16 protein-coding genes are annotated in these 19,145 nt (G+C 63.6%); 10 read left to right on the plus strand and 6 right to left on the minus strand.

Annotated elements, in window-relative coordinates:
- Positions 1 to 3 precede the first annotated feature (3 nt).
- From Q0Z71_RS03055 to Q0Z71_RS03080, 6 genes are all read left to right on the plus strand, one after another.
- Positions 4 to 963 (plus strand): ribose-phosphate pyrophosphokinase, encoded by a 960-nt coding sequence (locus Q0Z71_RS03055; RefSeq protein ID WP_298018055.1) that lies wholly within the window; start codon positions 4 to 6, stop codon positions 961 to 963.
- A 120-nt stretch (positions 964 to 1,083) separates the two neighbouring features.
- Entirely contained in the window at positions 1,084 to 1,671 is a 588-nt protein-coding gene (pth, locus tag Q0Z71_RS03060) for an aminoacyl-tRNA hydrolase (RefSeq protein ID WP_298018058.1), read from the plus strand.
- Positions 1,672 to 1,730: 59 nt separating this feature from the next.
- A complete protein-coding gene (locus Q0Z71_RS03065; RefSeq protein ID WP_298018060.1) occupies positions 1,731 to 2,216 on the plus strand; it encodes a hypothetical protein in 486 nt (161 codons plus the stop codon).
- A gap of 110 nt (positions 2,217 to 2,326) precedes the next feature.
- Positions 2,327 to 5,833: a transcription-repair coupling factor gene (gene mfd / locus Q0Z71_RS03070; RefSeq protein ID WP_298018063.1), complete on the plus strand. Its 3,507-nt coding sequence runs from the start codon at positions 2,327 to 2,329 to the stop codon at positions 5,831 to 5,833.
- 104 nt (positions 5,834 to 5,937) lie between these two features.
- Positions 5,938 to 6,972, plus strand: a complete 1,035-nt coding sequence (locus tag Q0Z71_RS03075; RefSeq protein ID WP_298018066.1) for a peptidylprolyl isomerase — start codon at positions 5,938 to 5,940, stop codon at positions 6,970 to 6,972.
- A 276-nt stretch (positions 6,973 to 7,248) separates the two neighbouring features.
- Positions 7,249 to 8,505, plus strand: a complete 1,257-nt coding sequence (locus Q0Z71_RS03080) for an acetyl-CoA C-acetyltransferase (RefSeq protein ID WP_298018068.1) — start codon at positions 7,249 to 7,251, stop codon at positions 8,503 to 8,505.
- 97 nt (positions 8,506 to 8,602) lie between these two features.
- Here Q0Z71_RS03080 and Q0Z71_RS03085 read toward each other — a convergent pair whose 3' ends face one another.
- Entirely contained in the window at positions 8,603 to 8,791 is a 189-nt protein-coding gene (locus Q0Z71_RS03085) for a ferredoxin (RefSeq protein WP_298018072.1), read from the minus strand.
- 421 nt (positions 8,792 to 9,212) lie between these two features.
- Here Q0Z71_RS03085 and Q0Z71_RS03090 point away from each other — a divergent pair, with 421 nt between their 5' ends.
- Positions 9,213 to 12,257, plus strand: coding sequence for an S-layer homology domain-containing protein (locus Q0Z71_RS03090; protein ID WP_298018075.1), 3,045 nt, complete (start codon positions 9,213 to 9,215; stop codon positions 12,255 to 12,257).
- 51 nt (positions 12,258 to 12,308) lie between these two features.
- Here the strand turns inward: Q0Z71_RS03090 and Q0Z71_RS03095 are convergent, their stop codons facing one another.
- From Q0Z71_RS03095 to rpe, 4 genes are all read right to left on the minus strand, one after another.
- Positions 12,309 to 13,346 carry a helix-turn-helix domain-containing protein gene (locus Q0Z71_RS03095; protein WP_298018078.1) on the minus strand — a complete coding sequence of 346 codons (1,038 nt, stop codon included), beginning with the start codon at positions 13,344 to 13,346 and terminating at the stop codon, positions 12,309 to 12,311.
- Between the two features lie 160 nt (positions 13,347 to 13,506).
- A complete protein-coding gene (recR, locus tag Q0Z71_RS03100; RefSeq protein WP_298018081.1) occupies positions 13,507 to 14,106 on the minus strand; it encodes a recombination mediator RecR in 600 nt (199 codons plus the stop codon).
- Positions 14,107 to 14,216: 110 nt separating this feature from the next.
- Positions 14,217 to 15,188, minus strand: a complete 972-nt coding sequence (locus Q0Z71_RS03105) for a 1-aminocyclopropane-1-carboxylate deaminase/D-cysteine desulfhydrase (protein WP_298018084.1) — start codon at positions 15,186 to 15,188, stop codon at positions 14,217 to 14,219.
- 4 nt (positions 15,189 to 15,192) lie between these two features.
- Entirely contained in the window at positions 15,193 to 15,837 is a 645-nt protein-coding gene (gene rpe, locus Q0Z71_RS03110) for a ribulose-phosphate 3-epimerase (protein WP_298018087.1), read from the minus strand.
- A 350-nt stretch (positions 15,838 to 16,187) separates the two neighbouring features.
- Between rpe and Q0Z71_RS03115 the strand changes: the two genes are divergently transcribed.
- The 3 genes from Q0Z71_RS03115 to trxA are packed head-to-tail and all read left to right on the plus strand — an operon-like array spanning position 16,188 to position 17,640.
- Entirely contained in the window at positions 16,188 to 16,487 is a 300-nt protein-coding gene (locus Q0Z71_RS03115) for a helix-turn-helix transcriptional regulator (RefSeq protein ID WP_298018089.1), read from the plus strand.
- A complete protein-coding gene (locus Q0Z71_RS03120; RefSeq protein WP_298018092.1) occupies positions 16,477 to 17,304 on the plus strand; it encodes an NAD(P)/FAD-dependent oxidoreductase in 828 nt (275 codons plus the stop codon). Before Q0Z71_RS03115 ends, Q0Z71_RS03120 begins: the two co-directional genes overlap by 11 nt.
- A gap of 18 nt (positions 17,305 to 17,322) precedes the next feature.
- Positions 17,323 to 17,640 carry a thioredoxin gene (trxA, locus tag Q0Z71_RS03125; protein ID WP_298018095.1) on the plus strand — a complete coding sequence of 106 codons (318 nt, stop codon included), beginning with the start codon at positions 17,323 to 17,325 and terminating at the stop codon, positions 17,638 to 17,640.
- A gap of 41 nt (positions 17,641 to 17,681) precedes the next feature.
- Here trxA and Q0Z71_RS03130 read toward each other — a convergent pair whose 3' ends face one another.
- On the minus strand, positions 17,682 to 19,067 hold the full coding sequence (locus tag Q0Z71_RS03130) for a PLP-dependent aminotransferase family protein (protein ID WP_298018098.1): 1,386 nt from the start codon (positions 19,065 to 19,067) through the stop codon (positions 17,682 to 17,684).
- Between the last annotated feature and the right edge of the window lie 78 nt (positions 19,068 to 19,145).

The raw sequence follows: 19,145 nt of genomic DNA on the forward strand, positions 1-19,145 counted from the left end.
GGAATGATTTCTCATGGCAAGGATATCAAGGTGTTTTCCGGCAATGCCAATCCCAAGCTGGCCGAGGAGATCTGCAAGCTGATGGGTACCAAGCTGGGTGAATCCGAGGTCGGAACTTTCTCCGACGGGGAGATTTTCGCCTCCCTGTACGAAACGGTCCGCGGCAGTGACGTGTTCGTGGTCCAGTCCACCTGCACCCCCGTCAACAACAATCTGATGGAGCTGCTCATCATGATCGACGCGCTGAAGCGCGCCTCTGCCGGCCGGATCACAGCCGTTGTTCCCTATTTCGGCTATGCGCGGCAGGACCGCAAGGCAAAGGCCCGGGACCCCATCACCGCCAAGCTGGTGGCCAACATGATCACCGCCGCAGGCGCTGACCGGGTGCTGTCCATGGACCTCCACGCGGCCCAGATCCAGGGCTTCTTTGACATCCCGGTGGACAACCTGGCCGGAAATCCCATCTTTGTGGATTACTATGCCAAGAAGTTCGGCGACCGCTGCGAGGAGATGGTGGTGGTCTCCCCCGACGTGGGCTCCGTGTCCCGCGCCCGCGCCTTTGCCCAGAAGCTGCACATGAACCTGGCCATCGTGGACAAGCGCCGCCAGAAGGCCAACCAGTGCGAGGTCATGAACGTCATCGGCGAGGTGGCCGGCAAGGACTGCATCCTGTTCGACGATCTGGTGGACACCGCCGGCTCCCTGTGCAACGCCGCCAAGGCGCTGATCGAGGTGGGCGGCGCCAAGAGCGTCCATGCCTGCGCCTCTCACGGCGTGCTGTCCGGCCCCGCCATTGACCGGCTGAACAGCAGCCCCATCCAGGAGCTGGCGCTGCTGGACACCATTCCCCCCATTGACCCCGCCCTCAGCAGCAAGATCAAGTATCTGCCTGTGGCGCCTATGTTCAGCGAGGCCATCGAGCGCATCTATCAGGAGATCTCCATTTCCAAGCTGTTCCGCTGATACAGGCGCCCTCTTTTATATACATGGAAAGATAAGGCGGGAAAGGAAACTTTCCCGCCTTTCCGGGCTGTTCTCCGGCGGTCCGCCTGACTATTTTCATATGATCAAAGGAGCTTCCCTATGCTGTTCGGAAACAAATCCTCCGCCGTGGATTGGCTGATCGTGGGACTGGGCAATCCCGGCCAAAAATATGAGCACACCCGCCACAATATGGGCTTTCTCACCGTGGACCTGCTGGCGGAGCAGAAGGGCGTGAAGCTGAACAAGGTGAAGTTCAAGTCCGCCTATAACATCATGAGCTTTGCCGGGTGTAAATGTCTGGTGATGAAGCCCCAGACCTATATGAACCTCTCCGGTGAGGCGGTCCGGGAGGCCGCGCAGTTCTACAAGATTCCACCCGACCGGGTGCTGGTGATCTATGACGATGTATCCCTGCCCGTTGGCAAGCTGCGGGTCCGGCCCACCGGGTCCGCCGGCGGGCACAACGGCATCAAAAATATCATCGCCCACCTGGGGACCCAGGATTTCCCCCGCATCAAGATCGGCACCGGCGCTCCGGGCGAGGAGGGCGATATGATCGGCTGGGTCATCGGTGTGCCCTCCCAGGCGGAGCGGAAGATCCTGGTGGAGGCCTTTGAGCGGGCCATCCAGGCGGCGGCATGCATCATTGAAAACGGCTGCCAAAAGGCCATGAACGACTTTAACTGAACGGAAAGATCAGACGTGTCTGCCGGGACGGACAGCGCGATTCACCAAGGAGAAACGCTATGGAAAAGAAACGGGCGCAGTATCTTTTCGGCGGATTTGTTTTGGCATTGGTCCTCCTGACGTTGGCATGGGCATTCCGGCCCCGCAGCTTCGCGGACTTTTTCAACATGGAACAGGCCACGGATTTCGATGTGTACCCCATCAATATGGGAGCGGGACACGAATTCCGGGAGGCGCGGCCTGACCGGGAGGAGATCGACCCGCTGCTGGACCTGCTGGCAGAGGCGTCTATGCGCCTGAACGGATGCTGCCGGTGGATCATGACAGATCCGTCGGAGGGCCAGGTGCTTTACCGCTTCTGCTTGACCCACATTGAGGGGAATCACTGGGTGTTGGACGCGCAGTTCAACCTGTGCTCCGACGGCATGCTCTATACGCCGCTGTATATCGGCGATTTGAGCCTGGGCTATGCCCGGTATCAGCTCTCCGGCTGCGATATGGATGCCGTCTGCACCGAGATCCAGCGGCTGCTGAGCATGGCGTGAGCGGTTCGGGAATAAACTATGAAAGACCTCCGAGGCACACCCCGTCCCAAGGGCGGAGTGCGCCCTCTCCCTGCTTAAAGCTTCCAAATTTTTACAAGGATAGATGTGACATGGAACAGTTTCTCCAACAACTGCATACGATCCCCGAGGTGGCGGAGCTGGTCCACCGGGTGGAGGAGGGCGGATGCCCTGCGGCGGTAAACGGCCTTCAGCCGGTACAGCGGGCCTGTGTGGGCGCCGCGGTGGCCTGGGCGGCGGACCGCCCGGCGGTGTTCATCTGCGGCGACGACCGGGAGGTCCGCCAGCTGGCCGGTGATCTGAAAACGCTCACCGGTCAGGAGCCGGTGCGGCTGCTCTCCCGGGAGTGGCAGTTCCGGCCGGGGGCGGTGTCCTCCCGGGAGTGGGAGCGGAGCCGTCTGGCGGCGCTGTACGCCCTGTCCCAGGGCACGGCCCGGACGGTGGTGGCCACCGCCGACGCGCTGATGGCCCGCACGCTGCCGCCGGCGCTTTTAAAGGACCTCTCCATCCGGCTGAAGGTGGGGGAACGGCTGGACCTGAACCGGCTGGCGGACCGCCTGCTGGCAGCCGGATATACCCGGTGCGGTCAGGTGGAGGGCGTGGGCCAGTTCGCCCTGCGGGGCGGCATCCTGGACGTGTTCTCCCCCCTGATGGACCAGCCGGTGCGGTGTGAGTTCTTCGACGATGAGATCGACTCCATGGGCGCCTTTGATCCGGGCACCCAGCGCCGGACGGCCAATGTGGATACCGCCCTGCTGCTCCCCGCGGCCGAGGTGCTGCCCCGCAGCGCGGAGGACGGCCTGGAGGGCCTGGGCCGGAAGCTGTCCGCCCTGGCCGACAAGCTGGTGAAAAAGGAAAAGACCCAGCAGACCGCCGCCCGCCTGCGGGAGGATGCCGAGCGGCTGAAAAACGGCGCGGAACCCGGCGGCATGGACCGCTACCTGGCCGCCGTCTATCCGGAGGTGACGGCGGGCGTCCACTACCTGCCGGCCGACGCGGTGGTGTTTTTCAGTGAGAGCGGCCGGGTGGACGAGCGGGTGAAGAGCACGCTTCTGCAAAACAAACAGGATGTGGAGGCGCTGCTGGAGGCGGGCATCATGGCGGGCGAGTACGCGAAGCTGCTGCTCTCCTCCGAGGAACTGTACGCCGCGCTGGAGGAGTTCCCCGTCATCATGGCGGATTCCCTGCCCACCTCCCGGCACCCCATGCGGCCCCGGGGCCTCTTGAGCATGAATGCCAGACAGCTCAGCTCCTACGGCGGCAGTTTGGAGACGGCGGTCACGGACCTGGAGCACTACCGGAACAGCGGCAGCGCCGTGCTGGTGCTGTGCGCCGGGGAGAGCCGGGCGAAAAACCTCCACCGCCTGCTGGAGGAGCGTGGGATCCCCGCCGTTCTGGACCTGAACAATACCGCGATGCCCAAGGCGGGCGAGGTGCGCATCACCATCGGCGCCCTGTCCGCGGGCTGCGAGTGGCCCGCGCTGAAACTGGCGGTGCTGACCGAGGGCCAGCTCACCGCCGCCGGGCAGAAGCGGGCGAAACTGAAAAAGGAATCCAACCGCCAGAAGATCCAGTCCTACACGGACCTGACGCCCGGCGACCTGGTGGTCCATGTCCACCACGGCGTGGGCCGGTTCGCGGGCATCCAGCGGATGCCGGTGGACGGCGTGGAAAAGGATTACATCAAGATCGATTACGCCGGAGGCGACTGCCTGTATGTCCCGGCCACCCAGCTGGACCAGGTGAGCAAGTACATCGGCGGCGGAGAGGACCAGGAGCGGACCAAGCTGAACAAGCTGGGCGGCACTGAGTGGGCCAAGCAGAAGACCCGGGCGAAGAAGGCGGCCAAGGACCTGGCCAAGGGACTGACGGCACTGTACGCCGAGCGGCAGCGCCGCCCCGGCTTTGCCTTTTCGCCGGACTCCCCCTGGCAGCAGGAGTTTGAGGAGGCCTTCCCCTATGCCGAGACCGACGACCAGTTGCGGGCCATCGCGGACATCAAGGCGGATATGGAAAAGCCCAGGCCCATGGACCGCCTGCTCTGCGGCGACGTGGGCTACGGCAAGACGGAGGTGGCCCTCCGGGCTGTCATGAAGTGCATCCTGGACGGAAAGCAGGCGGCTATCCTGGTGCCCACCACCGTACTGGCCCAGCAGCATTACGCCACCGCCAGCGGGCGGTTCAGGGATTTCCCGGTGAAGATCGAGGTGCTGTCCCGGTTCACCACCGCCAAGGAGTCCAAGCGCATTCTGGGAGCCGCCCGGAGCGGCGGCCTGGACCTGCTGATCGGCACCCACAAGCTGCTGCAGAAGGGCGTGGAGTTCCACGACCTGGGGCTTCTCATCATCGACGAGGAGCAGCGCTTCGGCGTGACCCACAAGGAGCGGCTGAAGGAGATGAGCCGCCAGGTGGATGTGCTGACCCTGTCGGCCACGCCCATCCCCCGGACGCTGAATATGGCCCTCTCCGGCCTGCGGGACATGTCCACCATTGAGGAGCCTCCCGCCGACCGCCAGCCGGTGCAGACCTATGTGCTGGAGCACGACTGGGCCATTCTGGAGGACGCCATGCGGAAGGAGCTGGCCCGGGGCGGGCAGATCTACTACCTCCACAACCGTGTGGAGAGCATCGACCTCACCGCGTCCCGCATCCAGAAGATGCTGGGGCCGGACGTCCGCATCGTAACGGGCCACGGCAAGATGAGCGAGCAGGAGCTGTCCTCCGTGATGCAGGCCATGGTGGACGGCGAGGCGGATATCCTGGTCTGCACCACCATCATCGAGACCGGCATCGACATCCCCAATGTGAACACCCTCATCATTGAGGATGCGGACCGGATGGGACTGGCCCAGCTCCATCAGATCCGGGGCCGCATTGGCCGCAGCGCCCGGCGGGCCTACGCCTACCTCACCTACCGCCGGGGGAAGATATTACAGGAGACGGCCGCTAAGCGGCTGTCCGCCATCCGGGAGTACGTGGAGTTCGGCTCCGGCTTCAAGATCGCCATGCGGGACCTGGAGATCCGGGGCGCGGGCAACCTGCTGGGGCCGGAGCAGTCCGGCTATCTCATGAGCGTGGGCTATGACCTGTATCTCAAGCTGCTGGAAGAGGCGGTTTTGGAGGAGCGGGGCGAGGAGAAGCAGATCGAGGCGGAGTGCTCCGCGGACCTCACCGTCAACGCCAATATCCCGGACCACTATGTGCCCTCACCGGAACAGCGGATGGACCTGTACCGCCGCATCGCCGCCATTCGCGCCAACGAGGACGCCTCCGACCTGCTGGACGAGATGCTGGACCGCTACGGCGAGGCCCCCAAGTCTGTTCTGGCCCTGCTGGACGTGGCCCTGCTCCGCGCCGCCGCGGCGAAAGCGGGAGTCTCGGATATCTCCCAGAAGAAGGACGTGCTGAAATTCGTCCTGGGCGTGTTCCGCCCGGAGGCCCTGGTGGCGGTGTGCGGCCAGGCCAAGTACAAATACCGCCTGACCCTGGCGGCAGGCGACACCCCTGCCCTGACCCTGAAGCTGAAGCCCGGCGCCGACGTGCTGGAGACGGCTCTGACGCTGGTGGAGGACTTGAAATTGGCCGGAGGCCAGTCATAATGGGAAATTAGAAGTGAGGCGTTGGGAATTCCCACGCCGTGCTTCTAGAAATTCCCTCCCCCGCATATACATGAAGGGACAACCTTGGGGGAGGAGTGGGCGTTATGAAAAAGCGGGTGATCATTCTGGCCCTGGCGCTGTGCTTGACGCTGACCGCTTGCGGCGGCCGGGAGGACAGCCAGGGCCAGACATCGTGTTTGGGCCAGGCGGCGGGAATGCAGGAGGATGCGGTGCTGCTGACGGTGGATGGCCGGGAGGTGCCGGCTTGGCGGTATCTGTACTGGCTGGCCTATACCTGCGACCGCATCCGGGAGCGGTATGAGGAAAACGGATTGAAGCCGGATTGGGATACGCCCCTTGGCGGCGGGACACTGGCGGACTATGCCCGGGACCAGGCGCTGGCGGATACCGCGCTGTACGCCACGGTGGAGAACTGGGCGGAGCGGTATGACTGCCTCCTGACCAGCGAGGACCGGGCCGCGCTGGATGAGGAGTGGGCGGAGACGGCGGCGGACCGCGGCGGAGAGGAGGCATACCTGGACGCGTTGGCAAATCTGGGGCTGGACCGGGACCGGGCGGAGGAGCTGTCCGGGGTGGGCCACATGTATGCCAAGCTCTATGCCCTCTGCAGCACCGCAGGCAGCGGTCTGGCGCCGGACCAGGAGGCGCTGCGGGAGTTTGCGGCCGCCAGGAACGTTTTGACGGTCGACCGCATCCTGGTCAGCGCCGGAACGGACCGGGAGGCCGCCCGCCAAAAGGCGGCGGAGCTTTTTTCCCAGCTCAACAGCGCACCGGACCAGGCTGCGAAATTTGCAGAGCTGGCAGCAGCGGGAGACGACACGGCAGGCCCCCGGACGCTGCATCCCGGCGACGGCGTGCTGGACCCGGTGCTGGAGGAGGCCGCCGGGACATTGGCCGAGGGACAGTGCTCCGGCATCCTGGAGTCCGGCGAGGGATTTTCTATTTTGCTGCGGCTGCCCACCGATCCGGATACCGTATCCGCTGACTATTTTGACCAGCAGCTCCAGACCGCTGCGGAAAACGCGGCGGTGGAGACCCGGGAGGAATACGAAACGCTGGATGTTGCCGGATTTTACAAGGCTCTGGAGACCGCACGGACGGCGGAAAAGGACCCTTGAGACAAGAAGTCCCTGCTATTTTCGTCACCTTGACGAAAATAGCAGGGATTATGTCAAAGATTTAACAAATTTTCGAAAACCCAATAGATTTACATTGACGTGGAGGGAAAAAGCCTCTATAATCAAAATTGTGAGGAGTTGGGATATGCCCATTTGTCAAAAATTTGGCAATCCTGTTAGAAGTTTGACAAACAGACTTCTCCACTTTTTATGGATCCGAGGCGGCATGGATCGCCGCCAATCAAAAAAATCTAATGAAAAAAACGGAGGAACACCATGAAAGATCTCTATATTGTGAATTGCTGCAGAACCGCTATCGGCTCTTTTGGCGGTTCCCTGAAGAACACGCCCGCCGCTGAGCTGGGCGCCATCGTGGTCAAGGAAGCCCTGAACCGCGCCGGCGTGAAGCCCGAGCAGGTGGACGAGCTGATGTTCGGCTGCATCCTGACCGCCGGTCTGGGCCAGAACGTGGCCCGCCAGGTCTCCATCAAGGCCGGTATCCCCTACGCTGTTCCCGCCTACACCGTCGGCATGGTCTGCGGCTCCGGCATGAAGTCCGTCATCGAGGGCGCCCGCTCCATCCTGGCCGGCGATTCCGATATCGTGGTCTGCGGCGGCACCGAGAACATGAGCGCCGCTCCCTTCGTCTCCAACGACGCCCGCTGGGGCGCCCGCATGGGTGACAAGAAGCTGGTGGACGAGATGATCAAGGACGGCCTGTGGGACGCTTACAACAACTATCACATGGGCACCACCGCTGAGAACATCAACGACATCTGGGGCATCACCCGCAAGGAGCAGGACGAGTTTGCCGCCTCCTCCCAGCAGAAGACCGAGGCCGCCCAGAAAGCCGGCAGATTCGACGACGAGATCGTGCCCGTGCCTGTAAAGGTCAAGAAGCAGGTCGTGGACTTCAAGGTCGACGAGTTCCCCCGCGCCGGCGTCACCGCCGAGGGTATCTCCAAGCTGAAGGGCGCCTTCCCCGTGGGTCCCGAGTCCCCCAACCCCGAGGTCGTCCATACCTTTGAGCCCACCGGCTTCCAGGACGCCGAGGACAAGGGCCAGCAGCGCGTTACCGCCGCCAACGCCTCCGGCATCAACGACGGCGCTGCCGCCATCGTTCTGGCCTCCGGCGAGGCTGTTGAGAAGTACGGCCTGAAGCCCATGGTCAAGCTGATCGGCTGGGGCCAGGGCGGTGTTGATCCCAAGATCATGGGCGTTGGCCCCGTGGTCGCCTCCCGCGCCGCTATGGCCAAGGCCGGCGTCACCATCGAGGACATCGACCTGGTCGAGGCCAACGAGGCCTTCGCCGCCCAGTCCATCGCTGTGGCCCGCGAGCTGCACTTCGATATGAGCAAGGTCAACGTCAACGGCGGCGCCATCTCCCTGGGCCACCCCGTCGGCGCTTCCGGCGCCCGTATCATCGTCACCCTGGTGCACGAGATGCTGAAGCGCCCCGAGGCCAAGAAGGGCCTGGCCACCCTGTGCATCGGCGGCGGCATGGGTACCGCTGTCGTGGTGGAGAAGTGCTGAGCTTTTGACCCAGGACCGTCAATCCAATGAAAACAGGAGAGCGCCCCGGCATTTTGCCGGGGCGCTCTTTTTTGCTGCCGCCGGAACGGCGGACGGTTCAGTCCCGGCGGAGGCCAATGGCGTTGACCGGGCAGCCGTTGGCGGCGTCCCGAACGCGGGAGAACTGGGACTTTTCCGGCTGGGCGGCGACGGTGGAGTATGCTCCGACGATGCGGAACACGCCGGGGACCGCATAGGCGCACATGCCGCAGCCGATGCAGCGGGTGGTGTCGATGGTGATGGTCATGGGCTGGTCCTCCTTGATGAGCTGTCTCCATTGTATAGTCAATTAACTTGAAAAATCGCTTGCGATTTTTCAAGTGGGCTGCGCCCGCCGTGTGCAAAGCACACGGTTATTGACTGTGAAATCTAACTACAGGCCGCGTACCGCGGCCTGTCACAGCGCATACGCGCTGCGGCATTTGAAAAGTCGTTTTACTGCTTTTCAAGTTATTTTGATTATAATACAGTTTTGCGGGTTCTCCAAGCTTTTTCTCTTGGAATGGAACTTTTTGGACGGCGGCGCCGTCTTTTTTAGAAATATTAGTGCTTTTTGGGGGTCCCGGCAGATTTTTGTTTCCAAATCGACATTTACTTTCCCGCGCCTTTGTGATATTCTAAGGAGACATTATGTAGACCACACCTTCCGGACGTTTTGGAGGAAATCTATGAAGCATCTTTTTCGCAAGACCTTATCTCTGTTTTTGGCACTGACCCTGACCGCGGCCCTGAGTCTGCCCGCCGCGGCGTCGGAGGCCCTGGGCGACGATCTGACGGCGAAGGACACGCTGCTGCATGAGGAGACCCAGCTCTCCACCAACGTGTTCTGGAGCACATCCTATTCGGACCGCCGCACGGAAAACCTGATCACCTACACGCCCAATGACCGGGTGACGCCCATCGTCACCTACGGCGATGTGCTCACCGACCGCAGCACCATCTCCGCCATGGCGAAACGGCTGGAGGCGGAGGACTACCGGGTGGTGGCGGGCATCAACGGCGACTTCTACAATGTGAACACCGGACTGCCCATCGGCATCGTCATCACGGAGGGCGTGCTCCGCAGCAGCGACGCGGGGTATTACGCCATCGGCTTTCGGGAGGACGGCTCCGCCGTGCTGGGCAAGCCGGGCGTGAAGGTCACAGCGGACTTGGGCTATCAGGAGGATGACGGCTCCGGGATGGCCGGAGAGGCCAGCCGCCAGATCACCGCGGTGAACAAAGCGCGGGTGTCCTCCGGCGGCATCTATCTCTATACGTATGACTTTAACGCCAAACACACCACCGGCACCACGGAGGCCGGTGTGGACGTGGTCTGCACCATCGAGGACGGGGAGCTGGCCATCGGTGAGACCGTGACGCTGACGGTGGAGCGGGTCCTGGAGTCCGCCAGCGCCACAGCGATCCGGGAGGACCAGATGGTCCTGTCCGCGAATCTTCAATCCGACGCCTATCATGTGGACGCTCTGCGGAATATCCCCGTGGGAGCGGAGATCACCCTGACAGTCACCGCCGCCAGCGACGAGTGGAACGACGTGGAATACGCCGTGGGCGCACTGTACTCCCTGGTGGAGCACGGCAGTGTGGCCGCCGGCCTGCAGGCCGGCGCGGCGCCCCGCACCGCTGTGGGACAGAGACCCGACGGGACGCTGCTGTTTTACACCATCGACGGCCGGAAGTCCGGCCATTCCATCGGAGCCACCATGACCCAGGTGGCCCAGCGCCTGATGGAGCTGGGCTGCACGACGGCCCTGTGCCTGGATGGCGGCGGCTCTACCACGCTTGCCGTCACCGCGCCGGATGAGCTGGAGGCCGCCCGGGTCAACACCCCCTCTGACGGCGGCGAGCGGTCGGTCTCCAACCAGATCTTCCTGGTGGCGGACAACGAGCCCTCCGGCAAGCTGAGCCACTTCTATGTCAGCGCGGACTACGACTATGTCCTGGCGGGCAGCAGGGTGAACATCTCCGCCTCCGCGGTGGACACCAACTACATCCCCATGGACCGGGACTATGACCTGGATGCCTCCGCCGGGGACCTGGACGGCAATGTGCTGACCACGCCCAGCCGGGGCGGAGAGATCACCATCACCGCTGAGAGCGGCAGGAAGAGGGGCACCGCTACGGTCTATGCCATCGCGGATCCCACGGATGTAGCTATCCGCAGCAGCAGCGGCGCCATCCTCACCACGCTGAGCGCCGTACCGGGCACCACCACGGCCCTCACCGGCTCTGCCGCGTACAACCACATCGCCCTGAAAGCGGACGCCGAGGCGTTTGACTGGGAGGTGACCGGGGACATCGGCACCATTGACCGGCAGGGCAACTTCACCGCCACCACCCCCGGCACCGGCACCATTACCGCTACCGCCGGCGGGCGGACCGCCTCGGTGCAGGTCACGGTGTCCCAGATGGCCCTGAGGACCGTGGAGGACTTTGAGAGCGGCACAGGCACGGTGACCGCCGGGATGGGCATCACGCCCCAGTGGACCAACAGCGTGGACCTCGCCCGGATGGGCAGGGGCGCGCTGCGGCTGGATTACAGCGGCCTGAGCGGCGGACCTGTGGAGGCCGGCGCCAGCTACGACGTTCCCATGATCTACACCGGGGTGAACCTGTGGGTCCGGGGCAGCGGTGTTCAGAACAGCCTGTATCTGCTGACCAGCGACGGTTTCACCACCGGCAGGACCCTCATCTGCACCCTGGAGGGGACGGATTGGAAACAGTACAGCGTGTCGCTGCCGGAGGGTACCAACGCCATCACCGGCTTTGCGGTGGAGGGCTTGACCACAGAGACCATTGATGAGGAGACCGGTGAGACCGTGGTCACCCTGGTGTCGCCGGACAGCGGGTACGTCTATATCGACCAGATGGTGGCCACTTTTTCCGGGACCGTGGATAACACGGTGCCCAAAGTGACCTTACAGGTGAACGGCACATCCCTGACCGGCACTGTCAGCGACGCGGTAGACGGCGTACTGCCCCAGTCCGCTGTCAGCGCAGCCTATGACGGCAAGGCGCTGGCTTTCCAGTACAACAGCTCCACCGGAACCCTCTCCGCCGCGCTGCCCGCCGCGGACGGCAGCGCCCACCGGGTCACGGTCACGGCGAAGGATGGCTCCGGCAACATCGGCCGGGCCTCCTGCGACATCCCCGCGGCCGCGGATTGGGTGCCCGTCTTCTCGGATACAAAGGGGTACTGGGCGGCCGCCTATGTGGACCATCTGTACACCTCCGGCATCACCACGGGGTATGCGGACGGCACGTTCCGCCCTGACCAGAACATCACCCGGGCCCAGTTCGCCGTGATGCTGTACCGCTATCTGGGGCTGGATGAGAGCAAGTACGCCCATGTGGAACTGCCCTTTGCCGACAGCGGGAAGATCGCGGATTACGCGGTGCCCGCCATCAAGGCGCTGTATACCGAGGGCATCATCAACGGCTCCACCGGCAAGGACGGCAGGATGTATTTCAACCCCAACAATCCCCTGACACGGGCCCAGGCCGCCACCATGATCGGCCGGACCCAGGAGAAGGGCTACGCCGCCGTGGAGCTGACCTTCAGCGACGCCAAGAAGATCCCCGCCTATGCCGCCGGCTATATCCAGACCATGGCGGCCCAAGGCATCATCAGCGGCTATACCGACGGCAGCTTCAAGCCCAACAACAACATCACCCGGGGCCAGATGGCCAAGATCCTGTATAACCTCATGTGAGAGGAATCAAAAAGGCGTCCCGATGCACTGCATCGGGACGCTTTTTTTAGATCATGCGTCATCCGGGGCCAGAAGCCGGAGGACCTCCAAAAACCGGGGGTCATCCCGCAGAACCTGGAATTGGGGGTCTGCCCGCAGACTGTTTTCCAGCATCCGGCTCAAACTCTGGTAATAGGAGGCTGTGGGCGGAGAGACGGTGCTCCACAGGGGATGCGCCTGCGCGGCTTCATCCTTCAATTCCCGGACTGCCGCTTGGAGCTTTTCCAAAGCGCCTTCCGGATCGCCGGCCTCTATGGCATGGGCCGCCAGCTGGATATTCAGGAGACAGGGGGGATAGCCCAGGGCCTGGGCCACCGCGCCATAGGCCTCCAGCGCCCTGGGGGCGTCCGGAGCATCGGAGGCGGCCAGCACCGCCAGAGACTGCAGCACCGTCTGACCGCCGGACAGCATCTGCGTCCGGGCCTGCTCCCAGGCCTTTTCCGGCTGGCCCCGCTTTTGGTAGAGAAGGGCGTACAGCATCTGGGAGGCCATGGGCATAATGGGAAGACTGTCCAACAGGGACTCCGCCCGGTCCAGTTTGTCCCGGTTCAGCAGCAGGCCCGCCAGCATGCAGGTGACAGTGGGCCACAGCTTCTTCTCCCCGTTTTGGCGGACATACTCGAATCCCTGCTCCGCAAAATCCCAGGCGGCCTGTGTGGTTTTCTCCGGCCAGCAGTAGAAATGGGGAAAGCCCATGGCCATACTGGCGAGCTGAAAGCGCAGCTGGGTGTCAGTGGGGTAGCGGCGGGTGAAGGCCAGGATGCGGCCCATGGCGGCGGCGCCGTCCTGCTCCGCCAGCTGCTGTACCTCTTTGACCACGCCCAGCAGTTCCTCCTGGAGGAGCGTGGACGTAAAGGACAGCAGGGTGTTGACGTCCGTATCCAGCGCCCGGGCGATGGGAGCCAAAAGCGCCACATCCGGACAGCTGGAGCCGGTCTCCCACTTGCTGACAGCAGGGGTGGAAACGCCCACCGCCTCCGCCAGCTGTTCCTGGGTCATGCCCTGCTTTTTCCGCAGGTCACAGATCACATTTCCAATATTCGGTTCCATTGCGAACCTCCTCAAAAGAAGTCCAAGGCGCCCTGTCTGTTTTTAGGATAGCATGTCCCGGGAGATTCCACAATGGAGGCGGAGTTAACGAACAGGCAAAATTTTTTAACCATTAGGAAAGAAAAACGCCGCCCGAACCGGGCGGCGTTCGATCATAGCGTCAAATATCCTGACGGCCCGCCAGGGCCCGCGTCAGCGTGGCGTTGTCCGCGAATTCCAGATGGCCGCCCACGGGGATGCCGTAGGCCAGCCGGGTGACGCGCACGTCAAAGGGCTTCAGCAGGCGGGCAATGTACATGGCGGTGGTCTCCCCCTCCGTGTCCGGGTTGGTGGCCATGATGACCTCCTGAATGCCGCCCTTGGCCACCCGCTCTACCAGGGGCTTAATGGACAGGTCGTCCGGCCCCACATGGTTCATGGGGGAGATGACGCCGTGGAGCACATGGTAGTGCCCACTATACTCCCGGCTCCGCTCGATGGCGGCCACATCCCGGGGGTCCGTCACCACGCAGATGGTGGAACTGTCCCGCTTGGGCGAGGCGCAGATGGGGCACAGCCCTCCGGCGGTGAAATTCTGACACACCGGGCAGCAGGTGACGGAGCGCTTGGCGTCCAGGATGGCGTTGGCGAATTCCGCCGCCTCCTCTTCCGGAAGGCCCAGGACATGAAAGGCGAGGCGCTGGGCGGACTTGCCGCCGATGCCGGGGAGGCGGGCAAACTGTTCCACCAGTTTTTCCAGTGGAGCGGGGAAGTATTCCATGGTTCGTGACTCCTTTGAACGGCCTGGCAGAGGCAGGCCGGTGGATTGAGATCATGATTGGCAGGGCAGCCGCCTGCCGGGGCGGGGGACTTGGGAAAGAGGCGGCTCCCTTATGGGAGATCGATGGCGAACAGGGCCGGAGCGCCGCCGGTGTGAACAAAGACGAGATCGTCCTCCCCGTCAAAATACCCCTCCTTCAGCAGCTCCAGCATACCCGCCCAGGCCTTTCCGGTGTAGACGGGGTCCAGCAGGATGCCCTCGGTCCGGGCCAGTTCGTGGATATAGGGGGTGTCCGCCGGGTTGGGGATGGCATAGCCGTCTCCCATGCGGCAGACGGACCGGAAGTCATCCGCCTCCCGGGTGAAGGCGCAGTTCAGGATCTCCGCCGCTCCGGCGGCCAAATCGGGGACGATCCGGTCAAAGGGGTCGTCATCCACGCCGATGCCCGTGACCTTGACGCCGGGCTGGAACAGCTTGGCCCCCAGCAGAAGCCCGGCGCTGGTGCCGCCGGAGCCGGTGGCGGAGACGATGTGGCCCACGCGGATGCCCGCTGCCAGGGCCTGGATGGTGAACTCCCGGACACAGCTGACATAGCCGACGGCCCCCAGAGGATTGGAGCCGCCCACCGGGATCTCATAGGCCTTATGCCCCCGGCCGGCCAGCTCGCCCCCGATGCGGTGCATCTCGGCATAGATGTCGTCGTAGCTGTCGGTGTCCACAAACCGGACGTCCGCGCCGTAGATGTCGTTCAGCACCAGATTGCCCCGGTGCTCGGTGACGCCCCGCTTTTTCAGCAGCAGGATGCATTTCATCCCGGCCCGCGCCGCGCAGGCGGCGGTGAGCATGGCGTGGTTGGACTGGGCGCCTCCGGTGGTGAACACCGTGTCGCAGCCCTGGTTTTTGGCGTCCGCCAGCAAAAATTCCAGCTTGCGGACCTTGTTGCCGCCCAGAGCCACGCCGCACAGGTCGTCCCGCTTGATCCAGATGTTTTTGCCGTACCTGGCGCTGATGACCTCCAGCTTGTAGAAGGGCGTGGGGAACAGGCCCAGCGGGATCCTGGGAAGATCATTGATGTTTCTCATGGGTTCAGCCTCTCAGCTCAGCGATGCGGGCGGGGATATCCGGTGCCTTATACACGGCACTGCCGGCCACCAGCACGTTGGCGCCCGCCTCGATGCAGGTTTTGCAGGTGTCGGGGGCCACGCCGCCGTCCACCTCCAGCTCGCAGGCGGGGTTCTTTTCGTCGATGAGCTTCCGCAGGGCGGAGACCTTGGGCATCATGTCCGCCATGAATTTCTGGCCGCCGAAGCCCGGCTCCACGGTCATTACCAAAATCAGGTCCACATGCTCCAGGAAGGGCAGGGCTGCTTCCGCGGGCGTCTTGGGCTTCAGGACGATGCCCGCCTTCTTGCCCTTGGCGTGGATCTTGTCAATGGCCGCCATGATCTTATGCTCGGAGTCCGCCTCCACATGGACCGTCACCAGGTCGGCCCCGGCGTCGCAGAACTGCTCCACGTACCGCACCGGCTCCACGATCATCAGGTGGACGTCCAGAAACATGTCCGTCACCTTGCGGATGGACTGCACCACCGGGATGCCGATGGAGATGTTGGGCACGAACACGCCGTCCATCACGTCTACGTGGACGTAATCGGCGGTGGAGATGCGGCGGATATCCCGCTCCAGATTTGCAAAATCAGCGGAGAGGATGGAAGGTGCGATTTTGATCATGTGAAAGCCCTCTTTTCTGTCAGTTTGGCGGCGGCGGAGCCGGGACAGGCCCAATGGACCCGGTGGCGGGAAAAAACGGCGCCGCATAGGATGGTGCAAGCGGCCGGGACGCCCCCAGTCAACAACTCCGCGCAGCGTCCGCCCCTGGGTTTGGCGCCGCCGCTTTTTTGAATAGGGAGCCGGTGGGACCAGCCGCCGGCTCCCCCTTTTGCGTTGGCACCAGTTTATCAAACTCCCGCCGTAAAAGCAACCGAGGACCTAAATTTTTGCTCTGTTGCAAAAACGACTTCACAATTTAGAATATTAAGATATTCTAATATTATAAAAGGCAGAGGAAAGGCGGTAAAGCAATGGAAAACCGCATAGACTATGAGGAGCGGGCCGCGCTGCTGAAGGCGCTCTCCAATCCGGTCCGGCTGCAGATCGTCCATGGCCTGCTGAACACTGGATGCCGCAACGTCAGCTGCATGGAGGTCGAGACGGGCATGTCCCAATCCTGTATTTCCCAGCATTTGCAGAAGCTGCGGGCGGCGGGCGTGGTAGCGGCGGAGCGGGCTGGAAACGAGGTCTACTACCGTGCCGCGTCCAGCGAGGTGGCCGCCCTGGTGGCGGCGCTGATGGGAGAGGAGGCTGAGACCTATGTCCTATGATGTGCTGGTGATCGGCGGCGGCCCGGCGGGGCTGTCTGCGGCGCTGAATGTCCGGGCCAGAGGCCGCAGCGTGCTGGTGGTCTCCAATCCGCTGGAGGAAAATCCCCTGTGGCGGGCGGAGAAGGTGGACAACTACCTGGGTCTGCCCGGCATGTCGGGCCCCCAGCTGCTGACCGCCCTGCGCCGCCACGCGGAGGAGGCCGGAGCGGAGTTTTGCGCCGGAAAGGTGCTGAACGCCGTCCGCATGGGAGACACCTGGTACGTGAGCATCGGGAGCGACATGGAGAACGCGAAGGCACTCGTCCTGGCGGCGGGCGTGGCCCGGGGGAAGAAATTCCCCGGCGAGGCGGAATTCCTGGGGCGGGGCGTCAGCTACTGCGCCACCTGCGACGGGATGCTGTACCGGGGCAAGCCGGTGGCGGTGCTGGGATACGGCGATGCCGCCCGCCGGGAGGCTGAGTTCCTGCAAAGCATCGGCTGCTCCGTTACCTACTTCGACAGGCCGAAGCACTGCGCCATCACCGGAGGGACCCAGGTGGAGGCCGTCACCTGCGACGGGGAGACGGTCCCGGCGGCGGGGGTGTTCCTGCTGCGGCCCACCATGGCGCCCACGGACCTCTTTCCGGGGCTGGCTGTGGAAAACGGCTATGTGACGGTGGACCGGAGGATGGCTACCAACCTGCCGGGCCTGTTCGCGGCGGGAGACTGCACCGGCGGTCCCCTCCAGGTGTCCAAGGCCGCAGGAGAGGGCCTGGTGGCGGGACAGAGCGCCGCCGGATATGCGGCGGAATTATCAAGAAAAACAAATTTGAAATAAAACAAAGGAGAAACGATTATGGCGATCAATCATTTGAAAACTGCGGAATTCGACGCGGCTGTGGACGCGGCGCCTCTGGCGATGGTGGACTTCTGGGCCTCCTGGTGCGGCCCCTGCAAGATGCTCTCCCCGGTGGTGGAGGCCATCGCGGAACAGTATGCGGGCAAGGCCCTGGTGGGCAAGGTCAATGTGGACGAGGAGCCGGAGCTGGCGGCACGCTTCGGCGTGATGAGCATCCCCACGGTGGTGTTTCTGAAAGATGGCCGGGAGTTTGACCGGAAGGTGGGCGTGATGCCCGCCGAGGCATTCACCTCCGTTTTGGACGAAAATCTGTAAAGCATTTTTGACAGAGCGCCCCGCAGAAGCGGGGCGCTCTGTTATGCAAATACCTGTGACAGCAGGGCCATGGCCTCCGGCAGCTGGCCGGGACCCAGGCCGGCGTAATTCACCACCAGCGTATGGGCATATCCGGGGCGGGGAATGGCGGCGTACTCGGACAAAAAGCCCAGCCGGATGCCCAGCGCCTCCGCCCGCCGCCGGAGGGAATCGTCGTCCTGCTCTGTATCCAGATGCAGCAGGAAATGGAGACCGGCTCCCTGCTCGGAGATGGTGATGCGCCGGGAGAAGGCGCTGGCGTGAAAGGCTTCCAGCACGGCGGCGCGGCGGTCCCGGTATTCCTTCCGCATCCGGGAGAGGTGCTGCTCATAGTGGCCCCGGCTGAGGAACCGGGCCAGAACATGCTGCTCCAGCGCCGGGACGGTGCAGGCGTAGAAGTCCAGCTCCCAGCGGTAGCGCTCCAGCAGGCTGGGCGGCAGGACCATGAAGCCCACGCGCATGGAGGGCGAGATGGTCTGGGAGAAGGTGTTCATGTAGATGACCCGCCCGCCGCCGTCGATGCTCTGCAGGGTGGGGATGGGCCGTCCGGCAAAGCGGAACTCGCTGTCATAGTCGTCCTCGATGATAACGCCGCCGGTCTCCTCCGCCCACCGGAGCAGGGCCTGCCGGCGGCCGATGGGTGTGACGATGCCGGTGGGATAGTGGTGGGAGGGGGAGATGTGGACCACATTGGCTTTGGACGCCTTCAGGGCGTCCAGATCCATGCCCCACTGGTCCAGGGGCACCGGCACACAGGCGGACCCGCATTTGTGATAGATCTGCCGGATCTTGGGATAGCCCGGGTCCTCCACCGCAAACACCGCGTCCCGGCCCAGGAGCTGAGCCAGCAGCAGGTACAGGTACTCCGCGCCCGCCCCCACCACGATCTGCTCCGGGGACACCGCCATGCCCTTGAGGTCCCGCAGGTCGTCGGCAATGGCCTGCCGCAGGGCGAAAAGCCCCTGGTGGGGCACCGGGGCGAGAAGGGCCGCGCCGCCCTCGGACAGGACCTGCCGGGTCAGCCGCGCCCAGGTGGACACCGGAAAGCGGGAGCCGTCCACCCGGTTGCTCCGCAGGTCCAGCTTCCAGGCGGCGGGCGGCGCTTCCGGCGGGATGGACACCGGGGCGGCGGCCTCCGGCGCCCGGTCCAGGGCGGAGACGAAAAACCCCCGCTTGGGCTGGGTGTAGACATAGCCCTCCGCCTCCAGCTGCTGGTAGGCGCCCTCCACGGTGATGACGGAGACGTGCAGATGCTCCGCCAGGGCGCGCTTGGAGGGCAGGCGCTCCCCCGCTGTCAGGGTGCCGTTCAGGATGTCCGCCCGGATGCGGCGGTACAGGTATTCATACAGGGGGAGTCCTCCCCGTTCTTCCAGCGGATAGGTCAGCATATGCCGTCTCCTTTCTGATCTTATAAAAAAGAATAAAATTGACTATTTGAATCATATCACAATTGCCGTATGATGGCA

Origin of the sequence: uncultured Dysosmobacter sp., assembly GCF_947631635.1 — a bacterium.
GTDB lineage: Bacteria > Bacillota > Clostridia > Oscillospirales > Oscillospiraceae > Oscillibacter.